At 36.9% G+C, this 12,432-nt stretch carries 14 protein-coding genes; 8 read left to right on the top strand and 6 right to left on the bottom strand.

Going from position 1 to position 12,432, the window contains the following annotated elements; all coding sequences use genetic code 11:
- The first annotated feature begins 7 nt into the window (after nucleotides 1–7).
- Nucleotides 8–640: a LysE family transporter gene (locus AB9L17_RS15035; RefSeq protein WP_223553369.1), complete on the top strand. Its 633-nt coding sequence runs from the start codon at nucleotides 8–10 to the stop codon at nucleotides 638–640.
- Between the two features lie 82 nt (nucleotides 641–722).
- Here AB9L17_RS15035 and AB9L17_RS15030 read toward each other — a convergent pair whose 3' ends face one another.
- Nucleotides 723–1,769: a Cj0069 family protein gene (locus AB9L17_RS15030; protein ID WP_223553363.1), complete on the bottom strand. Its 1,047-nt coding sequence runs from the start codon at nucleotides 1,767–1,769 to the stop codon at nucleotides 723–725.
- Between the two features lie 532 nt (nucleotides 1,770–2,301).
- Between AB9L17_RS15030 and AB9L17_RS15025 the strand changes: the two genes are divergently transcribed.
- Together AB9L17_RS15025 and AB9L17_RS15020 are read left to right on the top strand one after the other, a co-directional pair.
- Nucleotides 2,302–2,796 carry a MarR family winged helix-turn-helix transcriptional regulator gene (locus AB9L17_RS15025; RefSeq protein ID WP_375199350.1) on the top strand — a complete coding sequence of 165 codons (495 nt, stop codon included), beginning with the start codon at nucleotides 2,302–2,304 and terminating at the stop codon, nucleotides 2,794–2,796.
- 1 nt (nucleotide 2,797) lies between these two features.
- Entirely contained in the window at nucleotides 2,798–3,835 is a 1,038-nt protein-coding gene (locus AB9L17_RS15020) for a beta-carotene 15,15'-monooxygenase (protein WP_375199349.1), read from the top strand.
- A 36-nt stretch (nucleotides 3,836–3,871) separates the two neighbouring features.
- Here AB9L17_RS15020 and AB9L17_RS15015 read toward each other — a convergent pair whose 3' ends face one another.
- From AB9L17_RS15015 to AB9L17_RS14995, 5 genes are all read right to left on the bottom strand, one after another.
- A complete protein-coding gene (locus tag AB9L17_RS15015) occupies nucleotides 3,872–4,984 on the bottom strand; it encodes an ABC transporter permease (protein ID WP_223553357.1) in 1,113 nt (370 codons plus the stop codon).
- A complete protein-coding gene (locus AB9L17_RS15010; RefSeq protein ID WP_068984729.1) occupies nucleotides 4,977–5,675 on the bottom strand; it encodes an ABC transporter ATP-binding protein in 699 nt (232 codons plus the stop codon). Before AB9L17_RS15010 ends, AB9L17_RS15015 begins: the two co-directional genes overlap by 8 nt.
- A 59-nt stretch (nucleotides 5,676–5,734) precedes the next feature.
- Nucleotides 5,735–6,259, bottom strand: a complete 525-nt coding sequence (locus AB9L17_RS15005; protein WP_068984728.1) for a hypothetical protein — start codon at nucleotides 6,257–6,259, stop codon at nucleotides 5,735–5,737.
- Nucleotides 6,260–6,581: 322 nt separating this feature from the next.
- Nucleotides 6,582–7,220 carry a hypothetical protein gene (locus AB9L17_RS15000; RefSeq protein ID WP_375199348.1) on the bottom strand — a complete coding sequence of 213 codons (639 nt, stop codon included), beginning with the start codon at nucleotides 7,218–7,220 and terminating at the stop codon, nucleotides 6,582–6,584.
- 39 nt (nucleotides 7,221–7,259) lie between these two features.
- Complete coding sequence (locus AB9L17_RS14995) at nucleotides 7,260–7,403, bottom strand: hypothetical protein (protein ID WP_375199347.1); 144 nt, start codon at nucleotides 7,401–7,403, stop codon at nucleotides 7,260–7,262.
- A gap of 274 nt (nucleotides 7,404–7,677) precedes the next feature.
- Between AB9L17_RS14995 and bioD the strand changes: the two genes are divergently transcribed.
- From bioD to AB9L17_RS14970, 5 genes are all read left to right on the top strand, one after another.
- The gene (gene bioD, locus AB9L17_RS14990) at nucleotides 7,678–8,382 is read left to right on the top strand and encodes a dethiobiotin synthase (protein WP_223553351.1); all 705 of its coding nucleotides are present in this window, start codon (nucleotides 7,678–7,680) and stop codon (nucleotides 8,380–8,382) included.
- Nucleotides 8,363–9,769 (top strand): adenosylmethionine--8-amino-7-oxononanoate transaminase, encoded by a 1,407-nt coding sequence (gene bioA, locus AB9L17_RS14985; RefSeq protein ID WP_068984725.1) that lies wholly within the window; start codon nucleotides 8,363–8,365, stop codon nucleotides 9,767–9,769. Before bioD ends, bioA begins: the two co-directional genes overlap by 20 nt.
- Entirely contained in the window at nucleotides 9,733–10,317 is a 585-nt protein-coding gene (locus tag AB9L17_RS14980; protein WP_068984724.1) for a biotin transporter BioY, read from the top strand. Before bioA ends, AB9L17_RS14980 begins: the two co-directional genes overlap by 37 nt.
- A gap of 340 nt (nucleotides 10,318–10,657) precedes the next feature.
- Nucleotides 10,658–11,653, top strand: a complete 996-nt coding sequence (bioB, locus tag AB9L17_RS14975; RefSeq protein WP_068984723.1) for a biotin synthase BioB — start codon at nucleotides 10,658–10,660, stop codon at nucleotides 11,651–11,653.
- Nucleotides 11,654–11,975: 322 nt separating this feature from the next.
- Nucleotides 11,976–12,176, top strand: a complete 201-nt coding sequence (locus tag AB9L17_RS14970; protein WP_068984722.1) for a hypothetical protein — start codon at nucleotides 11,976–11,978, stop codon at nucleotides 12,174–12,176.
- Nucleotides 12,177–12,432: the final 256 nt, after the last annotated feature.

The following is a 12,432-nucleotide window of genomic DNA, read 5'->3' as shown; positions in this document are numbered from 1 at the left end:
TGTTGCTTTGAGTTTATATGTAGCGTATGTGTTGGTAGGACTTGCGATTGCCATGCCTGTTGGAGCTATTACAGTAGAAATGACAAAGCAAGGACTAAAAAATGGTTTTATGCATGGCTGGGCTGTAGGGCTTGGCGGTATGACAATTGATGTTGTATTGGTTTTTGCTTTATATATGGGACTTGCCTCCATTTTAGCAATGCCCATCATTCAAATTCCTATGTGGCTTATAGGGGCGGGCTTCTTATTCCTTTTAGGTTTGGATTCGATAAAAAATGCTGACCATGATATTACACTGGCAGGCGAGAAAGTGACAAAATCGTTTTTCACGTCTTATCGAAATGGTTTACTAGTAGCAATTTCGCCTGGAAATTTAGTTTTCTGGGTAAATGTTTTCGGTGTCGTACTAGCCAAATCATATGGGCAAGGGGAGTCGGATCATTTTTTAGTCATTGCTGCAGGGGTTCTGAGTGGCATATTGTTACATGATATAGGCTTGATGACCATTGTTTCTGTTACCCGTAAAGCGATGAGTCGTAAGGTCATAAAGTCGCTTACAATAGTAGCGGGGGTATTATTAATTGGCTTTGCAGGGTATTTTATCTATGAATTTATACAAGCTATTAAGATCTATATATGAAAAGTGCGATCCCAAAAGATCGCACTTTTTTCATTTATCCTGTATTAACGGTCAGTAAAAGCACCATTACTTAAAGTCCACTTTACGCTGAAACTTCGGCATTTTCATGGATACAAGCGAGAATTTCCTCTGCTACTTGATGTGCTAAAGAGAGTTCAGAAGTGAAGCCTACACATGAACAATTCATTTCCCCTAAAATATAGCAATCTTCACCAGCTTCGTTTGTATCAAGCATGAAATCGGCCGTCCATATGAGTGGTAAAGCATAATTGCCTAGTAAACTAGTTACGAGAGGTAGTTGGGTTAAAAAGTTTTGAACAAGCTCTTCCCAGTCTTCCGGGGCGTCATAGCGATATTGAGCTCCTGAGAACAGTGTTGCACTAAAAGCGTCTTCGGAATCTGCTGGTTTTTTATGTACTACGTGTACTGCTTTATCACGCAGCATAAATAAGCGGATTTCACCTTCAGTAATACGAGGAAGGAAGCGCATATCAATTAGCATGCCATTTGGACCTGTAATATACTGTTCACAGAACGTCATGAAGTCTCCAAGTTTCCAATATTCCACATGATTATCTTTTGCTTCGGTACATTTAATCTCCGCATCAAGTGGCACTTCTGTAATCCCTTTAGCAAGAGGTTCAACTAATTTTACTCGCCATATCCCTTCGCCCGTTGAACCACGATTTTGCTTTAGAACTCGTTCAGTAATAGCAAGAGAGGTAGGGAATTGGGCTTTAAATGCTTCAACCGTATAATAAGCAAATGTATCATTGGGCACTAAATTTGTAGAAGATAGCTTTGATAATACATCTTTAGAGCCATAGCCAATCATTGCATCTGGATGAGGCATACCGATGACACCTTCATTACATAGCTCGCGTAACATATCAAAATATTCTTCCTCATGCTGTAAGTTTCCTGGATTTATACGTGATACAAAGGCTGCACCATGCTCTTTGACATAATGATAAATTTCCTCTTTTTTTGTCACATCAAAGAAAATGACTTCTGCATCCTGTCCTCGTTGTTTTAGCGCATTCACCATTGGCATTGTATCTTGTCGATAGCCATCTGGTCCCTTATCTGTGCCGCCACGAACTTCGAAAAAAATAACTTTTTTATCCATAAAAATACCCCTTTAATATGATTGATGATATTTTCAGTATAATGGACTGACAAGGAAAAAGGATATATAAAATAAGTAAATTTTATGTATAGATTTATCGTATTTATGATCTTTTATAGGAATTAACGACTAATATTTTTCAGAATAATCCAAATTTATAGAGTGTATGCTAAGAGTGTTTTTTCTGAAAAACAGTGAGGTATAAAATCATACATAGAATAAGCAAAGTTCCGATAAATTAAAAACTATCGAAGGAAATTTTAAGCCAAAATACATTTGTTATAACAGCTTAAGGAGTTCTAGGCTGCGAAGCAAGAATACCCGCGGAAGAGAGGTAATATCCGCGCGCGAAGCAAGGACTAGCCATGAAATGAGAATCAAATCCCCATTTGTGAAAAATTATTGAAAATTATAGGTATAAGGATGGAGCTTTAACGCTGGATTTATTTACAGCAATAACCAAATGTAGTAAAGTAGAGTTAATAGTAAAGGAGACTTTACTATTAACTTTACTTAAAGGATTTGGTTTTTAATGAAAAAGGATGAAGAACTTCTATATCACCTTGTACAGGAAATAAATGATGCCATTTACTCGATGGATAGTCATTTCATTAAGTTACATCAGAATTTAGTGACTGATGAATTATCGCCTAAGCAAATAATTTTATTAGATTTTATTGAAAAAAATAGCCAAGTGACGATAGGTCAGATTGCAAGTTATTTGAATATTACTTCAAGTGCTGTCGGTCAATTGGTTAGTAAGCTTGAAGAACAGCAATATGTAATTAGGAGTATTAATCCTGAAAACCGACGTGAAATATTTGTGAGTTTAGATACTTTAGGCATTAAGTATTTTGAACGAGAGGAAGAAATAAAACGATTTATTATCTCTAAATATTATTCTAGGCTCGAATTAAGTGAGGTCGTGGAATTAAAGAAGATTATTCAGAAACTAAATCAAATTGTCATTAAGGAAGGCATTATCGATGAATTAAACGATCATCATTTAAGAAAGGGAGAGATTTAACATGATCGCTTTAAAGAAAAAGCAAAATATATGGCTAGCATTTTTGTTAGTCGTTCTCGCTAGTAATTACACACTCTATAACACGGGACTTGGCATATCCATTTTACCAACTGAAACAAATGGAGTTGTCATTGGTTCATTAATTGATTTTCTACTTGTAATGCCTGTTTTATTTATGTTGTATAAGGGTAAGTTTTCTGTAAAACAAGCGGTAATTTTAGCAGCGACTGGTTGTATTGCAGCCCGTTTTATTATTCCAATCGAGCATCTACAGCCTTTTGTTGCGGTAACATGGGTTGGATTTGCCATTGAAGGTTCGATTATTTTATTAGAAATATTACTAGTGACAACTCTTGTTCGTTACATGCCGAGAATTCTGGCAGATGTACGATCAAATACTTTACCAGACCTGTTCACATTTCCACAAGCAGTTGAAAAACATGCCCCAAAGCATCTTATTATTCAAATGCTGTGCACAGACTTTTTAGTACTTTACTATAGTTTTGCAAGCTGGAAGAGAAAAGAGCGTCCAGGATTAACCTTACATAAAAACTCCAGCTATATTGCTTTTCAAATCATGATCATTCATGGAATTGCCATTGAAACAATAGGAATTCACTGGTGGTTACATGAGAAATCAATGGTTCTTTCTATTCTATTGCTTATTTTTAATGTATACTCTGTTGTATTTTTTATTGCAGATATGCAGGCAATTCGTTTAAATCCTGTCTATGTTACATCTGATAAGCTGTATTTGTCTTTAGGTTTGATGAAACGTGCAGAAATTCGCTTTGAAGATATTGAAGAACTTATTGAAGATAAGGAACAGTTGGAAGAAAAATTATCTAAAGATACGATTGATTTTGTAGCACGTGATTTTGGTGAGGCCTCCCCACAATTTATTTTAAAGATGAGGGAACCTGTGGAAGTGACTTTTATGCTTGGACTAAAAAAACATTATAACAAAGTGGCGATTAAAGCGGACCAAGTGCAGGAATTTAGAAATATGCTATTATACGGAATGGAAAATAATAGATAATAAAATACAGGTGCTAGCAACTAAGCTAGCACCTGTTTAATTTACAAGACTAAAAATAACTAAGATAACAAGAACACATAATGGGAAATCTACAAACCCTTTAATTAATCGACTTTTAGCTATCTGAATTTGTTCATTGGATAATTGAAAGATTGACCAAATTCTGTGCTCAATAATTTGTTGGATTATCGATTGCATAACGCTACGTAAAGTAAAATAAAGCATTCCAATTATGATAAATTTACCCCAAGTCGGAACAATGATGGTAAGCCCAATCCCCATCGCTAAAAAACGAAGATAGCCAAGGCGATACTGTTTTTGGCGAAGCATCGTTTTGCATACTATTTCCTCTATAAAATAATCGGAACGTCTAAACATGCGCTTTGAATTTTTCCATAGTAGACGAGGCTTTTTAAATTTTGGCACTAACTGACTTTTAAGTTCAGGAGTAATTCGAAATAAGAGACTTTGCCATTTATAAAAAGCTGCTTGGTCGAGCTTCACCTGCTGATCAAAATATTTCGTGCTATAAATAAAATGTCTATAATAATAGCTTGCGCAATAGACAAAAAGAATTAGATAAAAAAGTGCCGTAATAATATTGGGTACATACAAAAAGAAAACTGTGCCGAGAATACACATCACAATTTTACTTAAAAGCTGCTGCCATTTACGAAGTCTTAATTTTACAAGTGCATTGAAAAAATTAGTTGTAAATAGTAGCAGTAATAAAATAAGTAATTCCAAAATTGTTATATGATGAACGATTATAAAAATGGGCGCTAATAAAGCAAGGGCAGAAACAAGTATGAAGAGCTGCTTACTAAACGTCCAATAAAGACCAGCTTGTTTTAACTTTATCATTTGTTTTTGATTTTGGATTAAAAAAAGGCGATCAGCTCGTTGTAAAAATGTACGAATTGTTTCAATTTGTGTGATGAAAAGTAACAGCACAATGTAGATAACAGGAGTAGTATGAGCAACCCATGATGTTTGGACATTAAGAATAAAGTCTTTATAGAGGAAAAAGCCAATCACAAGAGATGGCACAACAATATATAAGGCGACTGTCCAATCGATAATGCTTGCTAGTAGCTTAAAATTATTGGAGCGCTCTATTTTTCTTCGTTGCTGAAATAAACTAGTCATGGTGATTTTCCTCAAGTAATGTATCGAAAATATCAAGAAGAGATGCTTTGTCCTGTTTCACCGTTAGGCGTAATGATGTGAGTGTACCTTGCTGTAGAATTCGCCCATGATCAATCAGTATGAAACGATCACATATTTTTTCTGCCGTATCGAGCGCATGTGTACTCATTAAAATGGAGGCACCTTGCGCTTTTAATTCGTCTAAAGTCGTTAAGAGCTTACGCATTGCCTGTGGATCTAGCCCCATAAATGGTTCATCTAAAATATAGGAAGAATGATTGTGAAGAAATGCTAAAATAAGCATCACTTTTTGTTGCATACCTTTGGAAAACGTTGTTGGATAATCATGTAGCTTATGGTCTAATTTAAAAATATCTAGTAATTCATGTGCACGATCGGTTAAAGAAGCCTCTTTACCTGCTACACGCATGTAAAAATCAATATGCTCCCATAATGTAAAATACTCATACAAAATTGGTCTTTCTGGTATGTAGCCGTAAGTTCCTATTGAGACATGACCATCCATAATTGGTAAGACACCCATCATTCCCTGCAAGGTTGTACTTTTACCTGCCCCATTTGAACCGATTAATCCAACAAGCTCACCGCTGTTTACTTGAAATTGAATGTCCGTAATAACGATTTCTTCTTCTACATAGCCACCTTTATGTATATTAATATCTATTGTCATTAACGTCCTCTCCTTTTATTTACTTACGAATAAAGAGGAGAAATGTTTCGAAATTTGAGTTATTTCTTTTTGGGGAATAAAACATATGAAATGCTTATTGCAGTATCAATCGCAAGGACAATACCCCAAACTTTCATTACTTGAAATAGGGGAGATGTATCAGAATTTGAACCAACGAAAAGAGACATAGCATACAATAATCCAGTACCAATGATGAAGGCAACAATATGCTGTCCAAGCATTTTCATTTCATGCTTACCTTTTGCCATTCCAGTCAATGGCTCTTTTTTATGGACAGATTTTAAAAACCATTGTTGGAATTTTTCATCTGCCCATGTAATCATCGTTTTACCATAGGCTATGGAGACCCCAATGTAGATAGCTGCTATACCGTGAGATATAGAAGCGGAAGTGCCTGCTTTTAAATCTAGTGCAGTGAGGGTGACAAGTAACAAATCTATAACAGGTGTTAGTGCAAAAAAGAAAATGCTCAGTTTCGGCATTTTCAAAACATATCTGCAAATAAGCCCTAGAATAATAACAATCCAAAAGGCGATTTCCGCAGTAATAATCCAGGCAATCATATAAAACCTCCAAACTTTAATTAATACAGTTATAGTAATTAAAGTACCGTAAGTTTTTAATTAAAACAATTGTATTAAAAAAGATTATAAAGATATGCCAAAAATAGTGAATCATGAAGAAAGGAAAGCGGATATCGCAAAAGATATGTGGAATATCATTTGCAAGGGGGAAAGGCGCTATAGTACTGTCCATTACGTAGGAGGAAGGAATCGTTTTCGCGATGGCTATAGAAGAGAAGCCTTTAAATGTTTTTATCGACTTGTACAGATGGATAAAGGAAGACTCATAGAAAAATAGATAGACCTGGAAATTGCCCATCTGCTAATCCAGGTGGGCAATTGCATTTAATATATCTTCACTGACTGCATCCCAAAATTGTTGCTGTACAGAATCACAATATAGATATAGCTCTTTATTTTGAACATGCTCATATAGCTCCGTAATCGCTTCCTTTTGGAAATGGAGTCGATGGTTTAATGCTTCTCGTTCTTCCGCGATACAAAACGATTTATATATATCTGCGAGGCGCTCAAGCTTTGCCAATTGTTGTTTCGTTACCTCATATTGTGCTTTGTGAAAGCGACCTACTGCTGTAGTCATCGTAATCTTTGCTCGATGCTCAGTATTTAATGTTCGCAATTCTTCCTGACGAATAGCCACGCGATACCAAAATTCATAACGAATAGGTAAGTCTTTTAGCTCGTATGTGAGCAAGTATTTTAAAATAAAAGCAACTTGCTCATATGTATCTATAATCTTTTCTGATTCTTTAAAAATACCAAACATACAACCACCCCCGTCTAGTTTTAATACTACGAACGAAGAAGGAAATCCTTTAAATTTTTGATAATATCCGGAAAAAATGCTTTCCTTTTCGCGCAGTTGAAATATTGTTGCTGCCGCTTCGTTAACACTCCACTTTCGCACAGAAAACAGTTGTTGCTGCCGCTTCGTTAACACTCCACTTTCGCACAGAAAACAGTTGTTGCTGCCGCTTCGTTAACACTCCACTTTCGCACAGAAAACAGTTGTTGCTGCCGCTTCGTTAACACTCCGCTTTCGCACAGAAAACAGTTGTTGCTGCCGCTTCGTTAGCACTCCACTTTCGCACAGCACAAAGCGCCCAGTCGGAACGGAAATCAACCCCTCGTATTGCCGAACAGCCAAACTTTATTTAATTGGACAAATATCATTGACAAAATATAGTTTTTTAACAATATGGCACTAGATTTTTACCTCAAGGTAAGAGCCTAGAGTTTTTTGTGAATTAAAAACTTATTAAATTATCGCAAAATTCCTTATTTTTTGTTAAGAAAAGTATCGTTTATGAAGAAATATGGAAATAGCATTTACAAAATAAAAATATATGTGTTAACTTTAGAAATATAATTAGTTAACTTAAAGGGGGAGGTTAACAATGCAACATTTTTGGGTTGTAGGGACAGATACAGATGTCGGTAAAACGGTTATCACCACATTACTGATGCGACAATTACAGCAGCATAATCTACAAGTCACGCCTTACAAGCCTGTGCAAACGGGCGAGGTACATGAGAATGGGCATTGCTATTACTACGATACAGCAATGTATGAAAAGTATTCATTACAAAGACTGGAGCCAGAAAATTTAAATGGCTATTCGTTTAAGGAAGCCGCATCACCACATTTTGCTGCGCAACTGGAGGGCCAGCAAATTAATGTGGAGCATTTATTACAGCAAATTCAGAAGTTACAGCAATCAAACGATGTCGTGATTTGTGAGGGAGCAGGGGGACTTTTTGTTCCATTGGATACATTTGGAGAAAATACTCTCCTTGATGTAATCGTTCAAAGTAAGCTTCCAGTTGTTATTGTCACACGAACAACACTAGGAACGATTAACCATACCTTGCTAACTCTCGAGGCTTTACATACTCGAAATGTTGAGGTTCTTGGCATTGTATTTAATGGAGACACAGGCAGTAAGATGGAACAAGATAATGTGAAAACGATTCTACAACATCATGATTTACCATATGCGACGATTCCAAAGCTTCCAGATATTTCACAAGCTGTTGACTATTCCATTTCGGGTACATCTTTGTTTGAAAGGCTGGTCAACTATGAAACAAGCATTAACTGAATTGCAGAAAAGAGATTTACAACATGTCTGGCATCCATGCTCACAAATGAAGGACTATGAGCAATTTCCGCCTATTGTACTTAAAAAAGGACAAGGTGTTTGGCTTTACGATGAAAATAATCATCGCTATTTAGACGCCGTATCTTCTTGGTGGGTTAATTTGTTTGGACATGCGAATCCTCGTATTAGTCAGGCATTAAGTGATCAAGCATTTACATTAGAACATGCGATTTTTGCGAACTTTTCACATGAACCTGCGATTAAGGTGGCAGAAAAATTAGTAGCCTTAACGCCGGATGGTTTAAATAAAGTATTTTTTGCAGACAACGGCTCATCAGCTATAGAGGTCGCACTAAAAATGAGTTTTCAGTATCATATGCAAACTGGAAAAACAACGAAAAAGCGGTTTTTAGCTTTAACGGATGCTTATCACGGTGAAACACTTGGTGCCTTATCTGTTGGAGGGGTAGGGTTGTATAACGAAGTATATCAGCCACTATTATTGGATACGGTGCGTGCACAGGGGCCAGATTGCTTCCGATGTCCTTTCAAAGAGAAGCCTGAAAGCTGTCATGCCCAATGTATACAATTTGTTGAAGAAGAGCTTCATCAGCATCATGAAGAAATTACCGCAGTTATTATTGAGCCACTAATTCAAGCGGCAGCGGGTATGAAAATGTACCCTCCAATCTATTTGAAGCGATTACGAGAGCTTTGTACAAAATACGATATTCATTTAATCGCAGATGAAATTGCAGTTGGTTTTGGGCGTACAGGTACACTATTTGCTTGTGAGCAAGCAGATATTGCTCCAGATTTTATGTGCTTGTCAAAAGGTTTAACAGGTGGTTATTTGCCACTATCCGCTGTATTAACGACTGACGCTGTTTACAACGCTTTTTATGATGATTATGGCACGATGAAAGCGTTTTTACACTCTCATAGCTATTCTGGTAATACACTGGCTTGTCGAGTAGCTCTAGAAGTTTTAACAATGTTTGAAGAGGAGCGTGTGATCGACATTGTACAAAACAAGGGTGAACGTATGCGAAAGCTAGCTATGCAGGCATTTGAACAATTGCCATTTGTTGGCGAATATCGACAGGTAGGGTTAGTTGGCGCTATTGAACTAGTCGCCAATCGTGAAACAAAGGAGCCACTTCCAAGTGAAGAACGTATCGGTTATCAAATCTATAAACGTGCTTTAGAGAAAGGCTTACTGATTCGTCCTCTTGGCAATATATTATATTTCATGCCTCCTTACATTATATCTGATGATGAAATGCGTTTTATGATTGATACAACAAAAGAAACGCTTATGCAATTTTTTGAGGAGTGGGAGGGAGTAGTTTGTTCAAACGACAATCAACACTGTCACTTGTCATGATTGCGCTGTTTGCCGCTTTAACCGCAATCGGGGCGTTTATTAAAATACCGCTACCTGTAGTGCCCTTTACACTACAAATTGTCTTTGTTTTTTTAGCAGGTTGCTTGCTCGGCAGTCGCAATGGATTTCAAAGTCAGCTCGTCTATATAGGCGTTGGTTTAGTTGGCTTGCCCGTTTTTACACAAGGTGGAGGCATCACCTATGTACTGCAACCAACATTTGGTTATCTTATTGGCTTTGCACTGGCAGCTTTAGTCATTGGTTTCATCATTGAAAGAGTGGATACTCCAACGAAAAAACATTTTATCGGTGCAAATATTGTCGGGCTTATCGTTATTTATGCGGTGGCCGTTCCATATTTATATGTGTCTTTGAATTTCTGGTTACACATGGAAACTAGCTGGTCACATATTTTCTTAGTTGGCTTTTTAAACAGTATTGTTGCAGATTTTTGCTTAGCAATCGCTTCTGCACTTCTGGCTGAGCGACTTTACAAAGTATTTAATTCAGCAAGGGCAATACCTTCTTTCAGCAAATCTCTTTTGTAGCGAAAGCAAAGCGTCAGCTACAGAAGTCTCCCACCTCTATAGGTAGAGAGATAAATGCAGATTTAAGTTGTTTTTTAGCGGATATCCAACATTAGCTGAAATAAGTTATAGCCTCCGGCGGATGTCACGGAATCGGAAAGGAATACTTAGGGGATGTTAGCCCAAAACCATCGCATCCATGCGATAACGGCTAACTGACCTGCATCATGCTGCTGCCGATACGTTAGCACTGCGCTTTCGCACAAAAAACATCTGCAGGCCTAAGCACAAAGCCGATTCCGGACGCAATTATGCCGTGGCATATTTGATAGATTGTACAAGTAGAGAGGGAGAATGTCTAATGAATTGGTTACAATTAGCAGAGGAAGTTATTGAGGGGAAGATCATTAGCAATGAGGAGGCTCTTGCTATTTTAAATAGTGACGATGATGAGCTTTTGAAGGTGATGGACGGAGCCTTTGCCATTCGTAAGCACTATTATGGGAAAAAAGTAAAATTAAATATGATTATGAATGCTAAGAGCGGTTATTGCCCAGAGGATTGTGGCTATTGTTCACAGTCATCTAAATCAACAGCTCCGATTGACAAATATCCATTCATTACGAAAGAGGAAATTTTAGCGGGGGCAAAACGAGCATTTGACAATAAAATTGGTACTTATTGCATCGTAGCAAGTGGTCGTGGGCCAACTCGAAAGGATGTCAATGTCGTAAGTGAGGCTGTGTCAGAAATTAAAGAAAAGTATGGCTTAAAAGTATGTGCCTGTCTTGGCTTATTAAAAGAAGAACAGGCACAGCAATTAAAAGAAGCGGGGGTAGACCGTTACAACCATAACTTAAATACATCTGAACGACATCACTCCTATATTACTACGTCCCATACGTATGAGGACCGTGTAAATACGGTTGAGATTGCGAAAAAGCATGGAATATCACCTTGCTCAGGTGCCATTATCGGTATGAAAGAAACAAAAGAGGATGTCGTGAATATTGCACGTGCACTTCATCAATTAGACGCGGATTCTATTCCTGTCAACTTCTTAAACGCGATTGACGGTACGAAACTAGAAGGAACGAAAGAATTAAATCCACGCTATTGTTTAAAGGTTTTAGCGTTGTTCCGTTATATTAATCCAACAAAAGAAATTCGTATTTCTGGTGGTCGCGAAGTCAATCTTGGGTCACTTCAGCCACTAGGTCTATATGCAGCAAACAGTATCTTTGTAGGGGATTACTTAACAACTGAAGGTCAAGAAGCAAACAGTGATTATCGTATGCTTGAGGATTTAGGCTTTGAAATTGAATTATCAGCGAAGCAAGAAGAAGCGTTCTGCTAAATAAAACTTATGAAATAAAATTTACTACTACTACTTAATTATCATCGAAATTGAAAAGCCGTATGTGCGTCGTGGAAAAGGCGTACATACGGTTTTTTTGTATTGAACGGATAAGAAAGGAGAAAGTAATCGATAGTGTACCCCGAACGACGGATAGACAATATTGAAACGGTATAAAGATTGTTTTTATACCTTGAAAATTTAGGTTTTCACAAATTGTTCAATGAAAGCGTTTTGAAATTGAACAGTTTGTGAAGGGCTTCACATAATGCTTTCTTTTTAAAAAAATCGGTGTAAAATAAGAATTGAGCAAGAGGTTGTTGTGATACAGTTAGAAAAAGTAGCACGATTTTCATTGATTGTTATATTACAAAAACGAGTTGGAAGGGAGATTTTATTAATGTGGGTTATTACAGTATTTGATAAAAAGGACGTTCGAATTTTTGAGTATACAAACAAAAATGAGGCAACACAAGCTTTAGCTAAATTCAAAAAAAATGCCGTTTTAACATATACAAAATAATATAAGTAGTGAAAGATCAGCAACCCTCTTTGTGCGCTATCGCGTCGAAGAGGGTTGTTTTTACGTTGTACAAAACTATGAATGAATGAGAATTGAAATGGCACTACACACTCATAAAAGCGCCATCACGATATTAAACGGTTGCTGGTACTGCTTGAAAAGCTGAACCAAATAAGGTCCAACTGAATGTACTGATTACACCTACTATGCCTTTTAACACGATTAAGTATGACCATCTATTATCCTGTATAATGTA

The organism is Lysinibacillus sp. RS11, from assembly GCF_042019215.1.
Taxonomy (GTDB): Bacteria; Bacillota; Bacilli; order Bacillales_A; family Planococcaceae; genus Lysinibacillus; species Lysinibacillus xylanilyticus_A.
The sequence above is the reverse complement of the archived record's forward strand: the minus strand, read 5'-3'. Positions and strand labels throughout refer to the sequence as shown.